The organism is Acidovorax sp., assembly GCF_027492855.1.
Lineage (GTDB): Bacteria > Pseudomonadota > Gammaproteobacteria > Burkholderiales > Burkholderiaceae_C > Acidovorax.
The window spans coordinates 207984-232084 of the sequence record NZ_JAPUDY010000008.1; the positions used below are offsets into that span (position 1 = coordinate 207984).

Sequence of the window (24101 nt, forward strand, 5' to 3'; positions counted from 1 at the left end):
GATTTCAGATGAATCAGCAGCACCGAGGCTTCACCCTGATTGAAGTCATGATTGTGGTCGCCATCGTGGCTATTCTCACCGCCATTGCGCTTCCCAATTATTCCGAATATGTACGACGCGGGCACCGTGCAGAAGCGCGTGCAGCCTTACTTCAAGCATCTCAATGGATGGAACGGGCTGCTACGGCGACTGGTACCTATCCGTTGACGGCGGCGTTTCCCGCAACGCTTACTACGATTCAGTCTGGTCGGTACACCATTGCAGCGACATCACCATCAGCGGGCACTGCGTCGGGAACTACCTACACACTGACAGCCACACCCGCAGGAGCACAGGTGGGGGACAGATGCGGCAACTACACATTGACGCACACTGGCGTCCGAGGAGCTGCCTCCGGGGCGTTGCCCTTAATGACCGAATGCTGGAACAAGTAACGCCTCAATTGCTCATCATCACCCGTTGACGCATGCAGTAGCATTTGCCAATGCAATGCACTGACGAGTTGATGATAAATAAAGCGCTTGGTCTCGCCGCCCAGGCGCTTTTTGTTTCCAACCCCAACCCGCGCGTTGGTTGCGTGCTGGTGGCGCCGGACGGGCGAGAAATAGGCCACGGACATACCCAGCAAGCTGGCGGCCCCCATGCTGAGGTGATGGCACTTCGTGCGGCACAGGAGGCCGGGCACGATGTACGAGGCGCTACTGCTTACGTCACGCTGGAGCCTTGCGCGCACCAAGGGCGCACGGGGCCTTGCTGCGATGCGCTGGCTGCTGCGGGGATTGCCAAGGTGGTGGCGTCCATCACTGATCCAAATCCCTTGGTGGCTGGCCAAGGCTTTGCCCGCTTGCGCGCGGCGGGGGTGGCGGTGGAAGTGGGCCCCGGAGCCGCTGAATCGCGCGAACTGAATATTGGGTTTTTCAGCAGGATGGTGCGAGGCACACCCTGGGTGCGCCTCAAGACTGCAGCCTCATTAGATGGCACCACGGCGCTGCTCAACGGCGCCAGTCAATGGATCACCTCACCAGCCGCACGCGCTGACGGGCACGCCTGGCGTGCGCGCGCCTGCGCGGTGCTGACCGGCATTGGCACGGTGCTCGACGACAACCCGCGCCTGGATGTGCGCGAGGTGGCTACTCCTCGCCAACCCCATGTGGTGATTGTGGACAGTCAGTTGCAAACGCCGCTGGACGCTCATTTTTTCATAGCTGGTCGCGCTTGCTACATCTACGCGGCAGCTAAAAATGATGAAAAAAAGGCGGCCCTGGAGGCGCGCGGTGCCACCGTGATTCATCTGCCCAACGCCCAAGGCAAGGTAGATTTGGCGGCGATGCTCCGCGATCTGGCTTCCCGTGGCGTCAACGAATTGCATGTGGAGGCAGGCCACAAGCTCAATGGCTCGTTGGTTCGCGAAGGGCTGGTGGACGAGATGCTGGTGTATGTGGCGCCGAGGCTGCTGGGCCCCGGTCTTGGAATGGCGAATGTCGGGCCGTTTGATGCACTCTCTCAAGGGTTGGCACTGAATTTTCTGTCGGTGGACAAGGTTGGACCGGACCTTCGCATCGTGGCCAGGGTGCCTGGGCGCGACGCTTTCTGACAGCTGCTTTCGGCACAGGTACGGGCCTTCCCCCGATCATCTAATTACCTCCATCGCATGGAAATGGTGCAGCTCACGGTGCGCCATCATCTTCCGCCGCCCGCAAGGTATCGCGGCAGCGCAAGGGACTCTCTTCCCATTGGCTTAGAAAGAATCTGTTGCCGCAGTAAACCCACCGGAAAGCGGGCCAGTGAGCCAAAGTCCCCCCCAACTCGGTGCACGGATTCCGCCTTCTTTTACCTATCCGGGCCATCGCGCTGCCGCTCCGCCCCAACTCAGTGCACGATATCGCACCAAAAATTGGCACGGCTTTTGCTGCAACTTGGTGCAAAGCTGGTGCATGGGCCTCAAGCGCACCAGAACAGATCAATCTACTAGCGCGAGGATGTTATGGAAGCACTCAAACAGGGCACGGATGCCTTGTTCATTCTGCTCGGTGCAATCATGGTGTTGGCCATGCACGCCGGTTTTGCCTTTCTGGAGCTGGGCACGGTCCGCAAAAAGAACCAGGTGAATGCGCTGGTGAAGATCCTGGTGGATTTTTCGGTGTCCACCGTCGTTTATTTTGTGGTGGGCTACAGCGTGGCGTATGGCACGCACTTCTTTGTGGGGGCAGAGTCGCTGGTGCAGCAAAGCGGCTATGCGCTGGTCAAGTTCTTCTTTCTGCTCACGTTTGCGGCCGCGATTCCGGCCATCGTGTCCGGGGGGATTGCCGAGCGAGCCAAGTTCTGGCCGCAGCTCATGGCCACGGCGGTCATCGTGGGTTTTGTGTACCCGTTTTTTGAAGGCATCGCCTGGAACCAGCATTTCGGCGTCCAGGCCTGGATCAAGGCAGTCACGGGTGAAGAGTTCCACGACTTTGCAGGCTCTGTGGTGGTGCATGCCATGGGCGGCTGGATCGCCCTGCCTGCAGTCATCTTGCTGGGCTCGCGCGCCAACCGCTACCGCAAGGACGGCGCAATCTCGGCCCACCCGCCCTCCAACATCCCCTTTTTGGCGCTGGGCGCCTGGGTGCTGGTGGTGGGCTGGTTTGGGTTCAACGTGATGAGCGCACAAACCGTGGACAAACTCTCGGGCCTGGTGGCGGTCAATTCGCTCATGGCGATGGTAGGCGGCACGCTGGCCGCGCTGGTGCTGGGCAAAAACGACCCCGGCTTTGTGCACAACGGCCCGCTGGCAGGCCTGGTGGCCGTGTGCGCGGGCTCGGACCTGATGCACCCCCTGGGCGCGTTGGTGGTGGGGGCTGTGGCCGGCGCCATCTTTGTGCTGATGTTCACACTCACCCAGAACAAGTGGAAGATCGACGACGTGCTGGGCGTCTGGCCCCTGCATGGTCTGTGCGGCACCTGGGGCGGGTTGGCGGCAGGCATCTTCGGCAGCAAGGCGCTGGGTGGCCTGGGCGGGGTGAGCTTTGGCGCCCAGCTGATCGGCACCACGCTGGGCGTGGCCTGGGCCGTGCTGGGTGGTATGGTGGTGTACGGCATCCTCAAGGCCACGGTGGGCCTGCGCCTGTCGCAAGAGGAAGAATTTGACGGCGCCGATCTCTCCATCCACAAGATCAGTGCCACCCCCGATCGCGAGGTGAGCTGGTAAATCACCGGTTCCTCGCTGGGGCCTGCCACAAAGGTTTACGCCCTTGGTGGCCTTGTCTCACACACAAGCGCGGCGCGGTGCGCTATATATCAGTGCTTATTCCCCAACCGCAGCACCGCGCCCTCTATGCCTGCTTTCTCCCGATTCAACCCCAAGGCCCGCTGGGCGGCTTTGGTGGTTTTGTGCGTGGCCGTTGTCGGCCTGGCATGCAGTTGCACGGGTCTGCCCACTGATGTGGAGCGCCCCATGTCCCATGCATTGACCGACACCAGCACCACGCCCCTGGCGCAAATGGTGGCCCAGCAGCGCAGCGCCGCAAAAGCCCAGGCGCAGTCTGGCTTTGTGTTGCTGAGCGGGCCTCAAGAGGCCTACGGCGGGCGGTTGGCCCTGGTGCAGGCGGCCACGCGCAGCCTGGATTTGCAGTATTACGCCATCCACGCCGACGCCAGCACCTCGCGGCTGCTCACCGATGTGGCCGCTGCCGCACGGCGCGGCGTGCGGGTGCGTGTGCTGCTGGATGACTTTCACTCCACCGGCCAAGACGCGCAGGTGCTGCGACTGGCTTTTGTGCCCAACGTGGAGATGCGCCTGTTCAACCCCGTCACCGGTCCGCGCGGCTGGCAGTTGGGGCGCATGGTGGGCATGCTCAGTGATTTTGACCGCGCCCAAAAGCGCATGCACAACAAGCTCTTCATCGCCGATAACCAGCTCGGCATCGCGGGTGGACGCAACCTGGGCGATGCCTACTTTGGCCAGGCCGAGGCGGGCAATTTTGTGGACCTGGATGTACTGGCCGCCGGGCCGGTAGTGCTCGACCTGTCGCGCAGCTTCGACAGCTACTGGAACAACGCTCTGGCCTATCCGGTGCAGTCTCTCATCAGCCGCCGCGAGTTGCGCACGCTCAAAGAGTCGATGCAGGCCAGCGGCGCCGTGCCCGCACCCGCCAAGCCATCGGCGAATGGCGAGAGCGGTGCACCCACCACCAAGCCCGCCGCCAGCCCCACGCGCAACGCCCAGAATGCCAAGGCCTGGAACGAGAAGCCCTTGCCTTTGGACACCCTGCCCTGGGTGTGGGCGCCCGCCGGGGTGCTAGCGGACCTTCCCACCAAGATTCCCGCAAACCCCGCCTTGCCTCCTGCGGACACGGCATCTGCCCCCCTGCCCTCACCCTCGCAGCAATTGCAGGCCCTGGCCCAACAGCACGCGCCCAAACAAGCCCCTGCCATAGCCGCGGCGGCTGTACCTGATGACGACAGCGTGGTCGATGGGCTGCTGCAGATCATGGCGCACGCGCAGCAGGATCTGCTCATCGTCTCGCCCTACTTCGTGCCCGGCCCCGACATGAAACAGGCCTTCACCCTGGCCCGCGAACGCGGCGTGCGGGTGCGTGTGCTCACCAACTCGCTCGCATCCAACGACGCGCCCATTGCCCACGCGGGCTACGCGCGCCACCGGCCCGAGCTGCTGCGCATGGGTGTGGAGCTGTACGAGATGCGCAGCGAACTCGCAGGCCTGCGCAGCGCACTGGCATCGGGGGCAGGCTCCAGCGGCAGCTCGCGCGCCATGCTGCACTCCAAGTTCTTGATCGTGGATAGCCGCCTGCTGGTGGTGGGCTCGATGAACCTGGACATGCGATCACAAAAGCACAACACCGAGATCGCCTTGCTGATCGGCAGCGACGAACTATCCCATCAGGCCCTTACGCGGCTGGAGACGGGCTTGCAAGACGCCACCTGGCGCGTCGAGCTGGACGAACAAGGCGAGTTGATCTGGCGCGCCCCTGCGGGCAGCGACCGCACCGATAGCCGCACCGAGCCAGATGCCAGCGCCCCGCTGCGCCTGATGCTGCACCTGCTGGGGCCGCTGGCGCCAGACCATCTACTCTGACGCAGCTGCACCAGCGAGCCCGGCCACCCAGGCGGTGATGGCGCGCTGGTCCGTCATCGTGCGCACATGTTGGTAGGCCACCTCGGCCTCTGTAAAGCGTCTGCGCAGCAGGTTGAGCCACTGCTTGAGCCGCCCGGCGCGCTGGCGCGGCTCCAGGTCGTCGCACACCAGTTGCCAAAAAGCCGCCAGATGGGGCAGCAGATCGGCCCACACCACGGTGTCGGTGCCGGGCTGCCCGGCATCGGCAGCGCGGATGGCACGGGCCAGCCCCGGATCGGCCACGATGCCGCGCCCCAGCATCAGTGCATCACAGCCCGACACCTCGCGGCAGCGCTGCGCATCGGCCACCGTCCAGATCTCGCCATTGGCCACCACCGGAATGGTCACGGCCGCGCGGATGACAGGAATCTGCTCCCAATACGCGGGCGGGCGGTAGCCGTCGGCCTTGGTGCGCGCATGCACCACCAGCTCGGCCGCCCCGCCGGCCTGCATGGCCTGCGCGCATTCGCGCATCAAGTGCGTGTCGTTGAACCCCAGGCGCATCTTGGCCGACACCGGCAAGTGCGCGGGCACGGCACGGCGCACTGCTGTCACGATGGCCGCGATGCGCTCCGGCTCCTGCAGCAGCGCGGCACCGCCGCCGTGGCGGTTGACCACCTTGGCCGGGCAGCCAAAGTTCAGGTCGATCCCCTCGGGGCCCAGCATGGCCAGGCGCGCGGCATTCTCGGCCATGCAGACCGGGTCGGACCCCAGCAACTGCGCCCGCACGGGCACGCCCGCCAGCGTGCGGCCACCATGCTGCAGCTCGGGCACGTAGCGCAGAAAGACCTTGTCGGGCAGCAACGAGCCCGTGATGCGGATGAACTCAGAGACGCAACGGTCCACGCCCCCCACACGGGTCAGCACATCGCGCAGCACAAAATCCAGAAGCCCCTCCATGGGGGCAAGCAACAAGGTCATCGCAGTCAAGGGTGCATTGCAGGGCCATGCGCAAGCAAGGCCAAGCAGCAGAAATATGAATAAAAACAGGCGCTAGCGCTTGATAAATAAGCGCAAACAGCTATCAACAATATAGCAACCACTATCCACCCGCAAAACACGGGCGCAGGCCACACGGGATTGTGCGGCAAAGGGTCATCACGGCGTCACAGCGGGCTGCTGCAATCGCGTGCATTCGCCCGAGACCGGAGTCCCTATCCATGCTGCTGCAAAAAACCGACAAAGCCCGCCTGGAGCTCTCGCCCGGCGTGCGCACCCTGAGCCTGCGCGAGCGCTCCCTGCTGTTGCTGGCCGATGGCAAGCCGCTGTCCGACCTGCAGGCCATGTACAACGGCATTGGCGCACAGATCGTGGACAACCTCATGCGCCAGGGCTACCTCACAGGGCCCGCCGATGTGCCCGCGCACACCCCGCCATCCAGCCCGTCCGTCCAGCGGCCGGAGCCAGGCGAATCCCTGCGCTCGCTGGCCGGTGCGCGCATGTACCTGTTCGATACCTGCGAGCGGTTGTTCGTGCGGCGCGACCCGGTGCTGGCGCAGCATTTTCGCGAGGCCCTGCGTGCCGCCAAGGACCGCTGGAGCATGCTGGATGTGGGCGACGCCATGCTGGAGGAAGTGGCCCTGGCTGCAGGTGCAGAGCGCGCCGCCAGCCTGCGCCAGCGGCTGGAGCAATTGCTGCCCCACGCCCCCGACTCCCTGTCCGCCGTTTTTGCCTTGACGCAGCCAGCGCTGCTGGACTGACGCGGCCCCCACGGGGTGTTGTATGCGACCTCAGTCCGCAGCCGCCAGGCGCCAGAGCGAAGTGACCTCTGCCGCCCGTGCCGCGTGCAACGCATCACCGGCATCGGCCACCTTGGCATGAACCGGCCGCACGTCCTGCCGCCCACGAACCACCAGGCCCGCCTCGGCGATCCAGCCCAGCAGTTGCTCGCGCGGGCGCAGACCCAGGTGCTCGGCCAGGTCCGACAGGATCAGCCAGCCCTCGCCACCGGGCTCCAGATGTTCGGCCAGGCCCGCCAGAAAACCGCGCAGCATGCGGCTGCCCTCGTCGTACACCGCTTGCTCGATGGGCGAGCTGGCACGCGCTGGCACCCAGGGCGGGTTGCACACCACCAGCGGCGCGCGGCCGGGCGGAAACAAATCGACCTGCAGCAGCTCGACCTGAGACGACACGCCCAGGCGCTGCAGGTTGTCGTGCGCGCAAGCCAGGGCGCGTGGGTCCTGGTCGGTGGCCACTACCCGCTGCACGCCACGGCGCACAAGCACGGCAGACAGCACCCCGGTGCCCACACCGATGTCAAACGCCAGGGCAGGCTTGCCGGGCAGCTCTGCTGCCGCTACCAAGCCCACATATTCGCCGCGCACTGGCGAAAAAACGCCATAGTGCGGGTGAATCCGGTTGCGCGGTGGTGCGCCCAGTGCAGGCACCTCCACCCCCTTCTTGCGCCACTCGTAGGCACCAACCAAGCCCAACAACTCACGCAGCGTGGCCACCGTGCGCTCCCCGGTGGCCGGGCCCCAGGCTTGCGTGCAGGCCTCGCGCCAATCGGGCGCGCGGCGCAGCGCAATCTGGTAGTCGCCCTCCAGCGGGATCAGCACCGAGGCCAACACCCGCGCCCGCTGTGCCTGCGCCTGGCGGTGCAGGTGAAAAGCCTCGGAGGGTGTGGCAGCGGCCGCTTTCTGGGCGGCCTTGGCGGCCGAACGGCGGTGTTTGCCGGTCTTGGAATCGGTGCGCCGCATGAGTGCCTGCAGCAACATGCGCGCGTTCTGAAAATCGCCCTGCCACAGCAGGCCGGTGCCCTCGCAGGCCATGCGGTAGGCCGTGTCGGCCGCCAGGGTGTCGTCGGCGGTCACTACCCGGCGCGGGGCCAAAGCCCCGCTCTCGGAGCGCCACCGGGCTTGTTGGGGCTGGCCCTGATGGCTCCAAGTGATCATGAATTGGGACGGCTGGTGGACTATGCGTTGATGGGGCGCTTCAGGCGCACTTCTTCGATCTTCACGCCGCCGATCACGGCGGTCTTGGCGGTGGAGAGCTCTTGCTTGAAGCCCGCCAGTTCGTGAAAACGAATGGCGCGTTCGTTGCGCAGCGGCACCCAGGCGGTCACGTTGGTGCAGCCTTCTTCCTGGAGACCGTCACGGGCGGCGTCCCACAGTGCCAGGCCAACGCCTTGGTTCCAATGGGTGGGCGCTGCGTAGATGGCCCAGATTTCGCCGGTGGTGGGGCGGGACTTCTCATCGCGCGAACGGTCATAGCCGACAAAACCGACGATCTTCTCGCCATCGATCGCCACCTGCACCTGGGGCTCGCAATATTCGATGGCTTCGCGCCAGTAGGCCTGGCGCTTATCGACGGAAGACATGGATTTCAATTGCTCGTCTGGCACCAACCCTTTGTAGACCTCTTGGGCAGCAACGGTGTGGATCTGGGCAATGGCTTTGGCATCGCGAAGCGTGGCGGGACGAACCTGGATACTGGACATGAAAAAAACCGAACGAAAACAGGGAATGAAAAAACGAAAGGACCGGCATTGTCGCCGCAAACAGGTTTTCCGCCTGTCCGGGCAGTTACCGACAGCCCCTTTTCATCGCATTCCCACCGCCCGCCAGCTTCTTTTCGCCCCCTGCACGGGCCAGCAGGGCCAGGGCGCGCACCTGTCAGGCCAGCGCCATCTGGCCCTGGGGCGGGGGCTGCGTTACCTCCGCAGAAGAAGCCGCGGCCTGCCGTGCCAGGGCCCGCTTGTTGCGCAGGCGCGGCACATGCACGGCGGGCGGCTCGCCATTGATGGCCGCAAGGCTGAGCACCAGGGTCACCGTGCGCGAACCCGTTTCACGCTCCTCCGAGGCATAGGCCAGATAGCTGCCGCTGCTCTGCCCATGGCTGCGCTGCACGGTATGGAACGCCACGCGAGCGCCCGTGGCCCGGTGGCCGCCAAAAGGCAACACGCGCAGGCGCGCATCGCTGTCCAACGCCAACCCCAGATTACCTGTGCGATTGATCAGATCGGTGCGGATCGCACGCCAGGTTTTTCCCTGGTCGGCAGAAAATTGCCAGGTCCCTGCCTGGGCATCCAGGTGTTCGATCATCACACCGGCAGCGGCCGACAAGTCAGCGCAGTTTTCCTCCACGATGTGTGCCATCGTGTTACCCCCGAGACCTGTGCCAGAAGCAGCAGCGGCAGCCGACCGTCGCTCGCCCCCCCGGCGGGCAACGTCTGCGGAGGTGGAACCGTGTGTCAAGGCATTGGCGGTCATAGAAGCCCCTATGAAAACGAAGTATGAAAACGAAGTTGTGCGCATTGACTGGTGCGCACCCAACGTGCTTTTCAATGCTTGACGGAAAGTCTAGAAAGTGCACAACGGTGCGTCCATCGCACAAATGGACTAGCCCGCAACACCGCGTTGTGCGTGATACTTGCTCGATGAGTGCCGATTTGAGTGCCCGACTCTTACTCGTAGATGACCATTCCCTATTTCGCACAGGGCTTCGCCTCATCGTGCAAGACCACCCCAGCGTGGGCACGATTGCGGAGGCAGGTTCCATCGCCGAAGCCTGCGCCCTGCAGCAAGCCGACATCGACCTGGTGCTGCTCGACATCCAGTTGCCCGGCATGAGCGGCCTGGATGGGCTGCGCCTGCTGCGCCAGGCTTGCCCCAAGGCCCGCATCGTGCTGGTGTCCGCCAGCATGGCGCCCGACGCCGTCCATGAGGCCCGCACCCGGGGCGCCGACGGGTTCCTGCCCAAATCGGCGAATGCCGAAGACATCCTGGAAGTCATCACCCGCGCGCTGACGGGCCAGCCCTGCTTTCCCGCCCACAGCGGCAACAGCGCCGCCCCGCGTGGGCCCAGCGCACCTTCGCTCACGGCGCGGCAACTCGACGTGCTCGCGCTGCTGTGCACCGGCAAGCCCAACAAGGTGATTGCTCGCGACCTGGGGCTGAGCGAGAACACCGTGCGCGTGCATGTGGCCGCCATCTTTGCCCAGTTGGGTGTCAACAGCCGAAGTGCCGCCTTGCTGGCAGCCCAGCGCCTGGGCCTGTCCATGCCGCAGCTTCATGCCCCCCTCTAAGGCCCCGCCACAGCCCCGCCACGCCCCACCCCCCACCCGCTGGGGCTGGCCGGTGTGGGAGCGCGACGAAGTGCTGCGCGAGCAGGTCGCCTTGCTGCGGCAAAACTTTCCGATGACGCTGCTGGCGTCGCTGGCCACCGCCCTGGGCACCCTGTGGGTGATGGACAGCGTGGCAGACACCCAGGCCATCGCCGTGTGGCTGGCAACACATGCCCTGGTGATTGGCGGGGTGTACCTCGCACTGTGCAGCATTGCGCCCTTCACCGACCCCGCGCCGCATGCGGCGCGCAAGCTGATCGCCTGCATGGCCGCCATGGGGCTGAGCTGGGGCAGCCTGGGCTATGTGGTGCTGTACTGGGGCACACCCGACAGCGTGATCTACGCCATCGGCATCATCAGCACGGTGTCTTCGGGGGCGCTGGGCCTGGGGGCGCCGCTGTACCGGGCCTACGTCACCTACCTCACCTGTGCCATCGGCGGGGTGATGATGGCCGTGGCGCTGGCCGGGGGGCCTGCGATGTGGCCCGCACTGTTCCTCACCAGCGTGTACTACGCGCTGACCTGCCTGCAAGCCCGCACGGCCGACCGGGCCACGCGGCGCAGCATCGCGCTCAAACTCGAAAACGATCGCCTGGTCAGCCAACTGCGCGCCGAATCGCAGCGCGCACTGGCCGCCCAGGAGGCGGCCGAGCAGGCCGATCGCGACAAATCCCGCTTTCTGGCGACGGCCAGCCACGACCTGCGCCAGCCACTGCATGCCATGGGGCTTTTTCTGGAATCGCTGGAGCGCAGCCCCCTCAACGACCACCAACGCACGGTGCTCAAACACGCGCACGCGGCCTCCAATGCAGCCGCCGAGATGCTTACCACCTTGCTCGACTACTCGCGGCTGGAGGCAGGCGTGGTGAAGGTGCGTCCTGCCGCGTTCGCGGTGCAGCCGCTGCTGACGGCCTTGGAGCAGGAGTTTGGCGCGCAGGCCGACACGACAGGGCTGGTTTACCGCACCCGCGAAACCTCTGCAGCCGCTTTTGCCGACCGCGCGCTGGTCGGACTGGTGATGCACAACTTCATTTCCAACGCTTTGCGCTACACCGCCAAGGGCGGCGTGCTGATCGCCTGCCGCACACGTGGCAAGCGGCTGGCGCTGGAGGTGTGGGACACCGGGGCCGGCATTCCGCTGCACCAGTGGGAGGACATCTTCAAGGAGTTCCACCAGCTCGGAAACCCCGAACGCGACCGCCGCAAAGGGCTGGGCCTGGGCCTGGCCATCGTGCAGCGGCTGGCACGCGAGATGAAAACCGCGGTGGAGCTGCGCTCGCTCCCTGGCCGAGGCTCGGTCTTTCGGCTGTGGCTGGACCGCTGGCAGGGAGCGCTGGAGGACGATGCGCCCTCTGCGCCCGACGCCACCATCAGCCTGGTGGGGTTGAAAGTGCTGGCCATCGATGACGATGAAGCCGTGCGTCTGGGCATGCAGTCTCTGCTGCAAAGCTGGGGCTGCCATTGCCTCACGGCTGAATCCAGCATCGATGCCCTGGAGGCGCTCGAAGATGTCACTCCCGACATCATCATCACCGACTTCCGCCTGCGCCACCAGGAAACCGGCAAACAGGTGCTGCAGGCGCTGCGCACCTACCTGGGCACGCCTGTGCCCGCCATCATCATGACGGGCGACACCTCACCCCAGCGCCTGCGCGATGCGCAGTCCACCTCGGCACTGCTGCTGCACAAACCCGTCTCCACCAGCCAATTGCGCGACGCGATGGTGCAGCTCATTACGCGCCCGCAGCCCCCCGTTGTCCTACTGGACAGCGAGCCCGAAGCGGCAGAGCCGGTGGAACTGCGGCAAGAAGACGCCGCCGCTACAGCCAGCGGCGCAACAAGCCCATGACCTTGTCGAACCGGGGCCCATAGGGCGGATAGAACAGCGAGCCCATGGCCCAGCGCGACTGCACCAGCACTGACTTCTGGTGGCAAAAGCGCAGAAAACCCTGCTCACCGTGGTAGGCACCCCAGCCGCTGTCACCCACGCCGCCAAAAGGCAGGTTGTCGTGTGCGATGTGCATCAGCGTGTCGTTCACCGTCACGCCGCCGCTCACGGTGCGGTTCAGCACATCGTCACGCACGGCCTCGCTCTGGCCAAACCAGTACAGCGCCAACGGACGCGGCCCGGCGTTGATGTGGGCGATGGCGTCGTCCAGGCGTTCGTACGAGATCACCGGCAGGATGGGGCCAAAAATCTCATCCTGCATGAGCTGCATCTGGGACGTGGCTCCGAACACCAGCACAGGCAGCATCTGGCGGCTGGCGCCGTCGCCCAGCGTGCCCATGGTGTGAACCACGGGTTTGTCGGCGGCGGGGTCGATGGTCTGCACCTCCGCCCCCTGCGTCTGCGCCTGCTGCAGCATGGTGCGCAGGCGCGCATGGTGGCGCGGCGTGATGATGGAGGCGTAGTCGGGGTTGCCCTCGATGGTGGGGAACAGGCGCGCCACCGCCGCCCGGTAGGCCTGCGCAAACTCGCCCTCCCGGCCTCGGGGCAGCAGCACGTAGTCGGGGGCGATGCAGGTCTGCCCCGCATTGAGTAGCTTGCCGTGGGCGATCTTGAGCGCCGCATCCGCCATGTCGCAGTGGCCGTCGATGATGCAGGGCGACTTGCCGCCCAGCTCCAGCGTGGTGGGCGTGAGGTGCTGCGCCGCCGCCTGCGCCACCTTGCGCCCCACGGCGGTGGAGCCGGTGAACACTAGGTGGTCAAACGGCAGCGATGCAAACAGCGCCGACAGATTGGCGTCGCCCTGCACCACACAGAACTCATCGGGTGCGAAGAACTGCGCCACCAGCAACGCGAGTTGGGCCGAGGTGTGGGGCGTGAGTTCGCTGGGCTTGAGCATCACGCGGTTGCCCGCAGCCAGCGCCGTGATGGCGGGTGCCAGCGCCAGTTGCACCGGGTAGTTCCACGGGGCAATCACGCCCACCACACCAAGCGGCTGGCGCTGGATGAAAGCATGGGCAGGCTGCAGGTAAATCGGGGTGCGCACCTTTCGGGGCTTCATCCACTTGGCCAGATGGCTCAGTGTGTGTGACAGCAGGGTGCGCAGCACGAAAAAATCGGCCACCTCGGTCAGGCGCGGCGATCGCATGCCAAAGTCGGCCTGCACAGCCGCTGCCAGCACCGTGCCATGCTCGTCCAGCATCTTGGCGATGCGCAGCAGGCGCTCGCGGCGCACCAGCAGCGGCACATCTACCTGTGCCCGGCTGGCCTGGTGTTGAAGATCAAAATGGGCGCGGATATCGTCAGGGGTCATGGACCGATCATAGAAGACGCCCCAACAAACGCGTCACGGAAAAAGCCGGAGCAGCGCCAGGGCATGCGCCCCATGTCAATGCCCTCGCGCCCATTCACGCAGCGCGGCGGCCCGTCAGCGCACCTCGCGCGCCTCGACGTCCGTGACCTCGGCAGCGCCGGGCAGGATGCCACCACGGCGCGATGCAGGGGCCTCCTCCCGCGCGTTTTCAGGTGCAGAGGCAGCAGCCGCGCCACGGCGGCCAGACGACCAGCGCTCAGTGGAGCGGTACACGGTGCTGAAACCGGTGCGAGGGTCCATGCGCATGACCCACGGGGTCACCGGCCGGCCGGTCAGGCGCGCCCAGCCAGCGCGCAGCACCCAGACCAGTGCCAACACCATGACCGCCACCAGCAAGCTGGCAAACAGCACCAGCCCCATGGCGATCACCACCACACGCAAAAACAGGCGCACAACGCCCGCAACGAATTCATTCAAACGACACCTCTCCTTCACATCTTGGGGAAAGGGCTGATCACCCTTTCCCCCACCGGGCTCACTCCCGCTCGGGCACACCGAACTGGAACACGCCCGGCTCCAGCACCGGGTTCACGGTGACCGGGATCACGCTCTTGGGCGGGAAACGCCCTTCCAGCAGCAGCTTGGACAGCGGATTCTCGATGCGCTGCTGGATCGCCCGCTTGAGCGGCCGCGCACCAAACACCGGATCGAACCCCACCTTGGCCAATTCTGCCAAGGCCGCGTCCGACACCTGCAACTGCAAATCCATCTTCGCCAGGCGGGATTCGAGCAACTGCAACTGGATCTTGGCGATCGAAGCGATGTGCTGCGCATCGAGCGCGTGGAACACCACGGTCTCGTCGATCCGGTTCAGGAACTCAGGCCGGAAGTGGTTCTTGAGCTCACCCCACACCGCTTCCTTGATGTCGTCCGAATCCTGCCCCACCATGGCCTGGATCAGGTGCGAACCGATGTTGCTCGTCATCACGATCACCGTGTTCTTGAAGTCCACGGTGCGGCCCTGGCCGTCGGTCAGGCGGCCGTCGTCGAGCACCTGCAGCAGCACGTTGAACACGTCGGGGTGGGCCTTTTCCACCTCGTCAAGCAGCAGCACGCTGTAGGGCTTGCGGCGCACGGCTTCGGTCAGGTAGCCGCCCTCCTCGTAGCCCACATAGCCGGGCGGCGCGCCGATCAGGCGGGCTACCGAGTGCTTCTCCATGAACTCGCTCATGTCGATGCGGATCAGGTGGTCCTCGCTGTCGAACAAAAAGCCCGCCAGCGCCTTGCACAGCTCGGTCTTGCCCACACCGGTGGGGCCGAGGAACAGAAACGAGCCCGTGGGGCGGTTGGGGTCGGACAGACCCGAGCGCGAGCGGCGGATGGCATTAGCCACGGCGGCAATCGCTTCATCCTGGCCCACCACACGCTCATGCAGCTTGGTCTCCATGTGCAAGAGCTTGTCCTTTTCGCCCTGCATCATCTTGGCCACGGGGATGCCCGTGGCGCGGCTCACCACCTCGGCGATCTCCTCAGCGCCCACTTGCGTGCGCAGCAGACGGTGGGCGGCGGGTGCGCCGTCCTTGCCGGCTTCTTGCGCCTGGGCTTCCTTGAGTTGCTTTTCTAGATCGGGCAGCTTGCCGTATTGCAGCTCGGCCACTTTGTTGAAGTCGCCCTTGCGGGTGAACTCCTCGATCTGAAATTTGAGCTTGTCGATGGCCTCGCGCACATGGGCACTGCCCTGCGCCTGGGCTTTTTCGGACTGCCAGATCTCGTCGTAGTCGGCGATCTCCTTTTGCAGCTTGGTGATCTCTTCCTCGATGAGCGCAAAACGCTTTTGCGAGGACTCATCCTTCTCGCGCCGCACGGCTTCGCGCTCGATCTGCAGCTGAATCAGGCGGCGGTCGAGTTTGTCCATCACCTCGGGCTTGGAGTCCATTTCGATCTTGATCTTGGAGGCAGCCTCGTCGATGAGGTCGATCGCCTTGTCGGGCAAAAAGCGGTCGGTGATGTAGCGGTTGGACAGCTCGGCCGCAGCCACGATGGCCGGATCGGTGATGTCCACGCCATGGTGCACTTCGTATTTTTCCTGCAGGCCGCGCAGGATGGCAATGGTCGCCTCCACGCTGGGCTCGCCCACCAGAATCTTCTGAAAGCGCCGCTCCAGCGCCGCGTCCTTCTCAATGTACTTGCGGTATTCGTCGAGCGTGGTCGCGCCCACGCAGTGCAGCTCGCCACGCGCGAGGGCCGGCTTGAGCATGTTGCCTGCGTCCATGGCGCCCTCACCCTTGCCAGCGCCCACCATGGTGTGCAGCTCGTCGATGAAAACGATGGTCTGGCCTTCGTCCTTGGCCAGTTCGTTGAGCACGGCCTTCAGGCGCTCCTCGAACTCACCACGGTATTTGGCGCCCGCCAGCAGCGCAGCCATATCCAAGCTCAGCACGCGTTTGTTTTTCAGTGACTCGGGCACCTCACCGGCCACGATGCGCTGGGCCAGGCCTTCCACGATGGCGGTCTTGCCCACGCCAGGCTCACCGATGAGCACGGGGTTGTTTTTGGTACGGCGCTGCAGCACCTGGATGGCGCGGCGAATTTCATCGTCGCGGCCAATCACGGGGTCGAGCTTGCCCAGGCGGGCGCGCTCGGTCAGATCGAGGCAGTATTTGGCCAGGGCGCCACGCTGGCCCTCTGCATCGGCGCTGTCCACCTTCTGGCCGCCGCGCACGGCGTCGATGGCGGCCTCCAGGCTCTTGCGCGTGAGGCCGTTTTCCTTGGCGATTTTGGCGGCGTCGCCCTTGCTGTCGATCACGGCCAGCAAAAACAGCTCGCTTGCGATAAAGGGGTCGCCGCGTTTGATGGCCTCCTTCTCGGTGGCCTGCAGCACGCGGCCCAGCTCGGGGCCGCCCTGCACCTGGTCATTGCCCTGCACTTGGGGCAAGCGCTTGACGGCCGCCTCGGCCGCCGTCAGCAAGCCGGGCACATTGGCGCCCGCGCGCTGCAGCAGCGCCTTGGGGCCATCGTCCTGCTGCAGCATGGCCAAGAGCACATGCACGGGTTCGATGTAGGCGTTGTCATGGCCCAGCGCAATGCTCTGCGCATCGCTCAGGGCTTCCTGGAACTTGGTGGTGAATTTGTCGAGACGCATGGGTGTGTTTCTCCTATTCCCCTAAAGCTTAGGCCCAGGACATATTTTTTCAACTGCGTGCCGCGCTGGAAAGGTGGCTCTCACTAGATTTTTCTTGACCTTAAAGTTACTTCAAAGTTTTCAATGGCGGCTTGACCTTTTTTTGATGGAGCCCTTCTTCATGCCCGCCCTCGATACCCTTGGCCTGCTGCGCCAAACGCCCATCCTCGACCACACGCACCCCAGCATCCAGGCGCTGATCCAAACCCGCGGCTGGAGGGCCTTGCCTGAACGCGAGCGCATCGGCGCCATTTACGACTTCGTGCGCGACGAAATCGCCTTTGGCTACAACCTCGCGGACGACCTGCCCGCCTCGCGTGTTCTCGAAGACGGCATCGGGCAATGCAACACCAAGGGCACGTTGTTCATGGCCTTGCTGCGCGCCTGCGGCATCCCCTGCCGCTTGCACGGCTTCACCATCGACAAGGCGCTGCAAAAGGGGGCCATCACAGGCATCGCCTACCACCTGGCGCCGCGCAGCATCGTGCACAGTTGGGTGGAGGTATGGTTTGAAGGCCGCTGGCTGGAGCTGGAGGGCTTCATCCTCGACACCCCCTACCTGCGCGCGCTACAGCAGCGCTTTGCCGCGCACCGGGGGGCGTTTTGCGGCTACGGCGCCGCCACGCCCGACTTGCAGCGCCCCGAGGTGGAATGGCGCGGTGGCAACACCTATATCCAGAAGGACGGTATCAACCACGACTTCGGCGTGTTCAACGACCCCGACGCCTTCTACGCCCAGCACGGCGTGAACCTCGGTGGCCTCAAGCGCTGGTTGTTCCAGACCCTGGTGCGCAATTGGATGAATCGCAACGTAGCGCGCATCCGCAGAGGCGGCGGTGGAGCCGTCCCGCCCTGCTGCGGCTCACCGTTGGAGGCGGCCCCAGGCCGTCCGCACGGTTAGGCCCTCCCCGGTCAGGCGTTGGATGCCACGATGCCCCAGCGCGCCAGCGCGGCGTCGTCGCTCACGCGGGCGTCCACCCAGCGCGCGCCCTGGGCGGTTTCTTCTTTTTTCCAGAACGGCGCCTGGGTCTTGAGGTAGTCCATCAAGAACTCGCAGGCTTGAAAGCTCTGGCCCCGGTGGGCGCTGGTCACCGCCACCAGCACGATCTGGTCGAGCGGCTGCAGCAACCCTACGCGGTGGACCACGCGGGCGCCCAGAATGTTGAAGCGGCCAAAGGCTTCATCCACCATGGCTTCGATGGATTTCTCGGTCATGCCGGGGTAGTGCTCCAGCTCCATGGACGAGACGGTATCGCCCTCGTTGCGGTCGCGCACCGTGCCCACAAAACTGCACACCGCGCCCACGCCCTTGTTCTCAAGGCGCAGGGCGGCGATCTCTGCAGACAGGTCGAAGTCCTCGGTCTGGATGGAAACGCGGGGCAATGGCATGGTATCGGTGGATTCAGGCTGGGGGCGCTGCGCGTTCATGGCGAACGGTGCAGCCGGGGCGCCGACAGGAGTGCGAGTTCTTCTTCCACCACTTTGTTCAACTGGGTGAGCGCTGGAGAGGACGGTAGCTTGATCAACAGGGCCTGCAGGCGCGTCACGTCGGACACCGACGGTGCCACCTTGATCTGTGCGATGGCGGCAGGAAGGTTGCCGCCCTGTACCAGCGCCAGGACCTTGCCCGGCCATTCGCTTTTGGGTCGTGCCATGGAGTGCTTCAATAAAGTAACTGTACGATTCGCCCGCACTGTACCCGCACCGCAGCCCCTCCAGCATCGCAGCCCCCCTTTTTTCCGCCATGGCCACGCAAACCATCACCACCGACCAGTACAAGCTCTATCCCTCGCCCCGCAACACGCACAAGGAGGTTTTCGAGCACCAGGTTTTTGTGCCCTACCCCTACGCCATCATCGACCTTGATGTGATGGCGCTGGCGGGCAAGACCACGCTGTTCGCCGCCTGCCGCCTGTCGGACATGAAGATGGGCCAGTTGGTCAGCTTCGAGCTGGCCCCCGACCAGGCCAAATTCGAGCGCCTGTTCACGCCCGACTGACGAACGCCCATGGACGACGACAATCAGATCCACGTCCCGCCCTCGTTCATGGCGGTGTACACCGACGCCCGCGGACGGCTCACCGAAAAAGCGAACGGCGTGCGCACCCGCTACGAGCTGTGCGAAGACCTCGCGGGCCACTTGGTGGAGCACGCGCAGACGCTCTATCACGTACAGGCCCCATCCGAAGCCGAGATCCTGCGGCGCATCCATGCGGGGCTGTGCACGGCGGAATCAGGCGTCTCGGTGCCCGAGGCCACCTGGATCACCACGCGCCTGGCTGAGCTGCTGGTGTGGCCGTGCCCCGAACTGCTGGACCCCCAGGAACCGGCCCCCGGCAACCCCTGAGCACCTGCCCGCCAGCCGCTTCGCTATACTGCGCACCATGCCCACGCACACCTCCTTCGCCATGACTGCCGCACCCGCGGTGGCATTGCAGTGCGTGGTCAAAGCCAAAAAACCAGAGCTCATCTGACCGGAGCTGTGGTTCCGTCCGGATGAGCGACGGAACCACCTGGTAGAGAAATCCCCTTTTTTCTTTTTCTCTTTTCCCTCCCTGGCATTCCGCGCGCGCTCCCTTCGGACGGTTCTTCCCCTGGTCGAACCCTGAAAGGATGTTTCGCATGTCTGCCGCCACCGTTGTTACCCCTCCCCCCCGCCAGCCGCTGTTCAGCGGGCTCTGGATTGCCCTGGTCACGCCGTTCAAGGACGGCGCCGTAGACCACCCGGCCCTGGCCGCCCTCACCGCCCGGCTGCGTGCCGAAGGGGTGTCTGGCTTCGTGGCCTGCGGCTCCACCGGCGAGGCCGCCGCGCTGGACAAGGCCGAGCAACTGCAGGTGCTGGAGACAGTGCTCAGCGCCGCCCAGGGCCTGCCCGTGGCGATGGGTGTTTCGGGCTACCACCAGGGCCAGGTGCTGGAGCAGGTGCAGTCCCTTGCGCGCTACCCGCTGGCGGGCCTGCTGGTGTCCGCGCCGCACTACATCCGCCCCTCGCAAGAGGGCCTGCTGCACTGGTTTCGCACCCTGGCCGACGCCAGCGCGGCGCCCCTGGTCATCTACGACATTCCGTACCGCACCGGCGCCACGCTCACCACCGAGACACTGCTGGCGCTGGCGGCGCACCCGCGCATAGTGGCCATCAAGGACTGCGGCGGAAACCCCGCCAAGACGCAGGCCCTGATCGCCGATGGCCGCCTGCAGGTGCTGACGGGCGAAGACGCACAAATCTTCCACACACTGGCCATGGGCGGCGCGGGCGCCATCTCGGCCTGCGCACACTGGCAGACACCGCGTTTCGTGGAACTGATGGAATGGATGCGAGCGAGCAACCTCCCCGAGGCCCGCCGCGTATGGCTGGCCCTGCAACCCTGGGTGGAGGCCTGTTTTGCCGAGCCCAACCCCGCAGCACTCAAGGCCGTGCTGGCCCAGGCGGGCGAGATGCACAACGAGCTGCGGGCACCGATGATGCCCGCGTCGCCCGGTCTGGAGCAGCGCCTGCGATCACTGGTCCAGCAAACCCACGCAGACGCGTAAAAAGGAAATTACACAACACGCCAGGGCCTCTGAAGATTGCCGCTTACCTCCTTGCCAATTCAATGGATTTAACTACCATGAGTATCAATTTATTACATTTACTCGTGAGGCTGCCATGAAGATTCAAATCAAAAGTTTGTACACCATTGGCATGGCAATCCTGCTGGTGATGGGGCTCATCACCATCGCAGCGGCTTTCATGAGCAGCCGCAGCAGTGCATTGGCCACCGAAGCCGCCGCCAGGCGGCTCCAGTCCTACCTTTTGGCGGACGAGTTGCGCCAAAGCTCCGACGACTTGACCCGGCTGGCCAGGACCTACGTGATCAGTGGCGACCCCAAATGGGAAAAGCAGTATTTCGAGATCCTGGACATCCGCAACGGCAAACTTCCGCGCCCCCAGAACTACGAGCGCATCTACTGGGATTTCAGGGCGGCAGACGCCCCGGCAGCTCCGTCATCTGGCAATACGGTGGCACTTCTGGACCTGATGAAGAAGGCCGGATTCTCTGAGCTGGAACTGGCGAAGCTGCAAGAGGCGCAAGCCAACTCCGATGGGCTTGTACGCACCGAGACGATTGCCATGAACATGGTCAAAGGCCTGTACGACGATGGCAAAGGCGGCTTTACCCGGCAGGCGGAACCCGACAAGGACAAAGCCCGGGAGATGATGCACGACCTGGCCTACCATCAAAACAAGGCCAAGATCATGAAGCCGGTGGATGAATTTCTTGCCGCGCTGGACCAGCGCACAGCGGCCGAAGTGGCCAACGCCGAAGCGGCCAACAAATTCTGGGTGAGCGTCACGGCCGGCGCATCCGTCGTGCTTGTCGTCGCTCTGTTCAGCGGCTTGCTGCATTTGCGGCATCGCACCGCCTCGATTCTGGATGAGACCCGCCGGAGTGCCACGGCCATTGCGGAGGGGTATCTCAACCGGTCCATCCGCGATGATGAGCCCGGCGAAGAAGGGAAACTCTTGCAATCGATGGGGCAAATGCAGGCGAGTTTGGCCTCCTTGGTGGGCACCATCCGCAGCGGTGCCGACAGTGTGGCCACCGCAAGCTCCGAAATCGCCCAAGGCAATCAAGACCTGAGCGTCCGCACGGAACAGCAGGCCAGCGCGCTACAAGACACCACAGCCACCATGGAGCAGCTCAACAGCACGGTGCGCAACAACGCCGAGAACGCCAAACATGCCAATCAACTCGCCCAGACTGCGGCCAGCGTCGCGGCACAAGGCGGCGAGGTGGTCGGCCAGGTGGTCTCCACCATGCAAAACATCAGCGACAGCAGCCGCAAGATTGGCGACATCACCAGCGTGATTGATGGCATCGCCTTCCAGACCAACATTCTGGCGCTCAACGCGGCCGTCGAAGCCGCTCGCGCAGGCGAGCAAGGGCGCGGGTTCGCCGTGGTGGCCAGCGAGGTGCGAACCCTGGCACAGCGCAGCGCAAGCGCTGCCAAGGAGATCAAAACGCTGATCACCCGCAACGTCGAGCAAGTGGGACAAGGCACGGCCCTGGTGGACCGCGCGGGTCAGACCATGGAAGAGATCGTCGGATCCATCGGGCGCGTGAGCGGTATCGTCTCCGAAATCACCTCCGCCACCGTGGAACAAAGCGGAAGCATTCAAAGGGTGGTCGATACCATCGGCCAGATGGAGCAGTTCACCCAGCAGAACTCCGCACTCGTCGAAGAAGCCACCGCTGCGGCGGGCAGCCTGCAGACACAAGCCCAGCAACTGGTCCAGGCCGTGTCTGCCTTCCACCTCAAGGATGAACTGACGCCCATGGCTGCTATGCCGCGCATTGCCTAGGGGGCGGTCTTATCCCCCTGTCACCGGTGGGAAAAACGCCACCTCGGCACCATCGGCCAGGGTGGCTGATTCGTCGCTCAACGTCTGGTTGAGCGCCATGCGCACAGCCCTGCCACGTGCGAGGCTGCTGGCATGGGCGCCGCCGCGTGCGATGAGTTCGTCGCGCAGCGCACCCAGCGTGGCCGCAGTGGTGTCGACCGCCTCGCTGCCCTCACCAATGGCTTCGCGAATGGATGCGAAGTACCGCACCGACACTCTCATGACAGCAGCTCCGAGAACGCGATGTACCGCACGGTATCGCCCTGCGCAATCGTCTGGCCGGCCGGGTTGTCCACCACGCCATCGCCCCAGGCGGCCGAGGTGAGCACGCCCGAGCTTTGGTTGTTGAACAGCTCCAGCCCGCCTGCCGCGTTGTGGCGCACGCGCAAAAATTCACGGCGTTTATCGGCCTTGGGCCACGTGAAATGAGCGGTAGCCGCTATGGATTGAGGAGCAACGTCCTTCACGCCCTGCAACCGCAGCAGGAAGGGCCGCACCAGCAGTGCAAAGGTCAGGAAGCTAGACACCGGGTTGCCGGGCAGGCCCATGAAGTGCGCCGCCCCACCCTCTCGCGGAATCTGGCCGTAGGCAAAGGGCTTGCCGGGCTTCATGGCGATCTGCCACAGGTCCAGCGTGCCCAACGTCTCCACGGCAGGCTTGATGTGGTCTTCCTCGCCCACACTCACGCCGCCACTGGTCAAGATGAGGTCGTGCGCGGCACTGGCATCGCGCAGGGCGGTGATGGTGGCGTCGCGCCGGTCGGGCACGATGCCGAAGTCGGTGACCTCGCAGCCCAGGCGCAACAACATGGCGCGCAAGAAGAAGCGGTTGCTGTTGTAGATGCTGCCTGCGCGCATCTGCTCGGGCGGCACCTCGCCGGGCATGACGAGTTCGTCGCCCGTGGAGAACAGCGCCACGCGCGGGCGGCGAGCCACTTGCAATTGGTGCAAGCCGATGCTGGCGGCCAGACCCAGTTCGGCGGGAGAAAGGCGCGTGCCAGCCGACAGCACCACGGCGCCGCGCGTGATGTCTTCGCCTGCGCTGCGGATCCACTGGCCGGGCCTTGGCACAGCGTTGATGCGCACCTGGCCCAGGCCTTCGCCTGCGGCCAAGGCCTCGCAGTCTTCCTGCATCAGGATGGCGTCGGCGCCTGCGGGTACGGGCGCGCCGGTGAAGATGCGGGCGGCGGTGCCGGGCACGAGCGGCTCTCCGGCACTGCCCGCTGCAATCCGCTGCGACACGGGCAGCACCACGCCCACAGCCGCCACATCGGCACAACGCACGGCGTAGCCGTCCATGGAGCTGTTGTCTTCTGGCGGCACCTGCAGGGCCGAAACGCAGTCCTGCGCCAACACGCGGCCATCGGCATCAAAGGTGATCACCGTGTCGGTGCCTGGCAAGGGCGTGGCCTGCACGAGCAGGTCAGCCAGCGCGTCGGCCAGGGGCTTCAGGGGTTTCATTGGGGGGCGCATGGCAGCAGCCCTCCGTGCAGTTCCCAGTTGTACTCAAAGCGGTATTCGTACTGGATCAGCCAGTCCACCACCTGGGCAGGGGCGTTCAGGTCCAGCACAGGCAGTTGTGTGGGCACGGGCAGGCTTTCGGGGGCGTCGGTGGCCACGGCCACCACGAAGTCGTCTTCGGGGTAACGCACGGTCTTGGCCGCCTGGCCGGGTTCGGGCGCGCGCCACACCTCGACCTTGAGCAGATCGCTATCCTTAAACCCCTCCACCAGCACCCAGTCCACGCCCTGGTACAGCTCGGCCAGCAGGTGGTGCACGCTGAGCGTGGCGGGCTGCTCGAACTCGCGCACCAGCATGAGGCGCTTGTCCGACGCAGCCACCACCTCAAAAGCCCCGGCCTCGCGGTGGCGGTAGGTGTCTTTGCCGGGGTGGTCGATGTCGAAACTGTGGTGCGCATGCTTGACCACCGACACGCGCAGCCCCCGCAGCCGCAGCTCGGGGATCAACTGCTCGACCAGCGTGGTCTTGCCACTGCCGGAGAACCCGGCGAAACCGACAACCTTCATTCGCACATCCTTGGTTAGCTATTCAATTTATAGCTGCTAGCGCTTGCCAGATAAGCGCTAGGGGCAATTTTTA

At 64.8% G+C, this 24101-nt stretch carries 24 protein-coding genes; 12 read left to right on the plus strand and 12 right to left on the minus strand.

The features are described from left to right. Positions 1-8: 8 nt before the first annotated feature. From Q0105_RS01855 to Q0105_RS01870, 4 genes are all read left to right on the plus strand, one after another. Positions 9-434 carry a type IV pilin protein gene (locus Q0105_RS01855; protein ID WP_298208134.1) on the plus strand — a complete coding sequence of 142 codons (426 nt, stop codon included), beginning with the start codon at positions 9-11 and terminating at the stop codon, positions 432-434. Between the two features lie 50 nt (positions 435-484). Then, on the plus strand, positions 485-1594 hold the full coding sequence (ribD, locus tag Q0105_RS01860; protein WP_298208136.1) for a bifunctional diaminohydroxyphosphoribosylaminopyrimidine deaminase/5-amino-6-(5-phosphoribosylamino)uracil reductase RibD: 1110 nt from the start codon (positions 485-487) through the stop codon (positions 1592-1594). A 390-nt stretch (positions 1595-1984) separates the two neighbouring features. Beyond that, on the plus strand, positions 1985-3187 hold the full coding sequence (locus Q0105_RS01865; RefSeq protein ID WP_298208137.1) for an ammonium transporter: 1203 nt from the start codon (positions 1985-1987) through the stop codon (positions 3185-3187). A gap of 246 nt (positions 3188-3433) precedes the next feature. Next, entirely contained in the window at positions 3434-5074 is a 1641-nt protein-coding gene (locus tag Q0105_RS01870) for a phospholipase D-like domain-containing protein (RefSeq protein WP_298208139.1), read from the plus strand. Here the strand turns inward: Q0105_RS01870 and Q0105_RS01875 are convergent. Next, on the minus strand, positions 5066-6034 hold the full coding sequence (locus tag Q0105_RS01875; RefSeq protein ID WP_298208141.1) for a tRNA-dihydrouridine synthase: 969 nt from the start codon (positions 6032-6034) through the stop codon (positions 5066-5068). The two genes, Q0105_RS01870 and Q0105_RS01875, sit on opposite strands and share 9 nt — an antisense overlap. 239 nt (positions 6035-6273) lie before the next feature. Between Q0105_RS01875 and Q0105_RS01880 the strand changes: the two genes are divergently transcribed. Beyond that, complete coding sequence (locus Q0105_RS01880) at positions 6274-6813, plus strand: hypothetical protein (RefSeq protein ID WP_298208143.1); 540 nt, start codon at positions 6274-6276, stop codon at positions 6811-6813. A 30-nt stretch (positions 6814-6843) separates the two neighbouring features. Here Q0105_RS01880 and Q0105_RS01885 read toward each other — a convergent pair whose 3' ends face one another. The 3 genes from Q0105_RS01885 to Q0105_RS01895 form a co-directional block, all read right to left on the minus strand. After that, positions 6844-8007 carry a class I SAM-dependent methyltransferase gene (locus tag Q0105_RS01885; protein ID WP_298208145.1) on the minus strand — a complete coding sequence of 388 codons (1164 nt, stop codon included), beginning with the start codon at positions 8005-8007 and terminating at the stop codon, positions 6844-6846. 20 nt (positions 8008-8027) lie between these two features. Further along, positions 8028-8552, minus strand: coding sequence for a GNAT family N-acetyltransferase (locus tag Q0105_RS01890; protein WP_298208147.1), 525 nt, complete (start codon positions 8550-8552; stop codon positions 8028-8030). Between the two features lie 175 nt (positions 8553-8727). Next, the gene (locus tag Q0105_RS01895) at positions 8728-9210 is read right to left on the minus strand and encodes a hypothetical protein (RefSeq protein ID WP_298208149.1); all 483 of its coding nucleotides are present in this window, start codon (positions 9208-9210) and stop codon (positions 8728-8730) included. Positions 9211-9503: 293 nt separating this feature from the next. Between Q0105_RS01895 and Q0105_RS01900 the strand changes: the two genes are divergently transcribed. Then, a complete protein-coding gene (locus tag Q0105_RS01900) occupies positions 9504-10139 on the plus strand; it encodes a response regulator transcription factor (protein ID WP_298208151.1) in 636 nt (211 codons plus the stop codon). After that, complete coding sequence (locus tag Q0105_RS01905) at positions 10126-12027, plus strand: hybrid sensor histidine kinase/response regulator (RefSeq protein ID WP_298208153.1); 1902 nt, start codon at positions 10126-10128, stop codon at positions 12025-12027. The genes Q0105_RS01900 and Q0105_RS01905 overlap by 14 nt, the downstream gene beginning before the upstream one ends. Here the strand turns inward: Q0105_RS01905 and Q0105_RS01910 are convergent. The 3 genes from Q0105_RS01910 to clpB form a co-directional block, all read right to left on the minus strand. After that, the gene (locus Q0105_RS01910) at positions 11999-13438 is read right to left on the minus strand and encodes a coniferyl aldehyde dehydrogenase (protein ID WP_298208155.1); all 1440 of its coding nucleotides are present in this window, start codon (positions 13436-13438) and stop codon (positions 11999-12001) included. The two genes, Q0105_RS01905 and Q0105_RS01910, sit on opposite strands and share 29 nt — an antisense overlap. Positions 13439-13552: 114 nt before the next feature. Beyond that, complete coding sequence (locus tag Q0105_RS01915) at positions 13553-13915, minus strand: hypothetical protein (RefSeq protein ID WP_298208157.1); 363 nt, start codon at positions 13913-13915, stop codon at positions 13553-13555. A gap of 58 nt (positions 13916-13973) precedes the next feature. After that, a complete protein-coding gene (gene clpB, locus Q0105_RS01920) occupies positions 13974-16580 on the minus strand; it encodes an ATP-dependent chaperone ClpB (RefSeq protein WP_298208159.1) in 2607 nt (868 codons plus the stop codon). A gap of 160 nt (positions 16581-16740) precedes the next feature. Between clpB and Q0105_RS01925 the strand changes: the two genes are divergently transcribed. After that, entirely contained in the window at positions 16741-17520 is a 780-nt protein-coding gene (locus tag Q0105_RS01925; RefSeq protein ID WP_298208161.1) for a transglutaminase-like domain-containing protein, read from the plus strand. An 11-nt stretch (positions 17521-17531) separates the two neighbouring features. Here Q0105_RS01925 and Q0105_RS01930 read toward each other — a convergent pair whose 3' ends face one another. Both Q0105_RS01930 and Q0105_RS01935 read right to left on the minus strand, forming a co-directional pair. Then, positions 17532-18008 (minus strand): molybdenum cofactor biosynthesis protein MoaE, encoded by a 477-nt coding sequence (locus Q0105_RS01930; protein ID WP_298208406.1) that lies wholly within the window; start codon positions 18006-18008, stop codon positions 17532-17534. 35 nt (positions 18009-18043) lie between these two features. Then, positions 18044-18274: a hypothetical protein gene (locus Q0105_RS01935; protein ID WP_298208163.1), complete on the minus strand. Its 231-nt coding sequence runs from the start codon at positions 18272-18274 to the stop codon at positions 18044-18046. Positions 18275-18363: 89 nt separating this feature from the next. Between Q0105_RS01935 and Q0105_RS01940 the strand changes: the two genes are divergently transcribed. The 4 genes from Q0105_RS01940 to Q0105_RS01955 all read left to right on the plus strand — a co-directional run bounded on the left by Q0105_RS01940 (position 18364) and on the right by Q0105_RS01955 (position 21963). Then, on the plus strand, positions 18364-18618 hold the full coding sequence (locus tag Q0105_RS01940) for a hypothetical protein (protein ID WP_298208165.1): 255 nt from the start codon (positions 18364-18366) through the stop codon (positions 18616-18618). Between the two features lie 9 nt (positions 18619-18627). Further along, entirely contained in the window at positions 18628-18966 is a 339-nt protein-coding gene (locus Q0105_RS01945; RefSeq protein ID WP_298208167.1) for a hypothetical protein, read from the plus strand. Positions 18967-19241: 275 nt separating this feature from the next. Continuing rightward, a complete protein-coding gene (gene dapA / locus Q0105_RS01950; RefSeq protein ID WP_298208169.1) occupies positions 19242-20150 on the plus strand; it encodes a 4-hydroxy-tetrahydrodipicolinate synthase in 909 nt (302 codons plus the stop codon). 115 nt (positions 20151-20265) lie between these two features. Further along, the gene (locus Q0105_RS01955) at positions 20266-21963 is read left to right on the plus strand and encodes a methyl-accepting chemotaxis protein (RefSeq protein ID WP_298208171.1); all 1698 of its coding nucleotides are present in this window, start codon (positions 20266-20268) and stop codon (positions 21961-21963) included. A 9-nt stretch (positions 21964-21972) separates the two neighbouring features. On the opposite strand, the gene moaD is transcribed toward Q0105_RS01955, so the two are convergent. Genes moaD through mobB form a run of 3 tightly spaced genes read right to left on the minus strand, consistent with a single transcriptional unit; the run spans position 21973 to position 24028 of the window. After that, entirely contained in the window at positions 21973-22224 is a 252-nt protein-coding gene (gene moaD / locus Q0105_RS01960) for a molybdopterin converting factor subunit 1 (protein ID WP_298208173.1), read from the minus strand. Then, positions 22221-23474, minus strand: coding sequence for a gephyrin-like molybdotransferase Glp (gene glp / locus Q0105_RS01965; protein ID WP_298208175.1), 1254 nt, complete (start codon positions 23472-23474; stop codon positions 22221-22223). Before glp ends, moaD begins: the two co-directional genes overlap by 4 nt. After that, entirely contained in the window at positions 23459-24028 is a 570-nt protein-coding gene (gene mobB, locus Q0105_RS01970) for a molybdopterin-guanine dinucleotide biosynthesis protein B (RefSeq protein ID WP_298208178.1), read from the minus strand. Before mobB ends, glp begins: the two co-directional genes overlap by 16 nt. Positions 24029-24101: the final 73 nt, after the last annotated feature.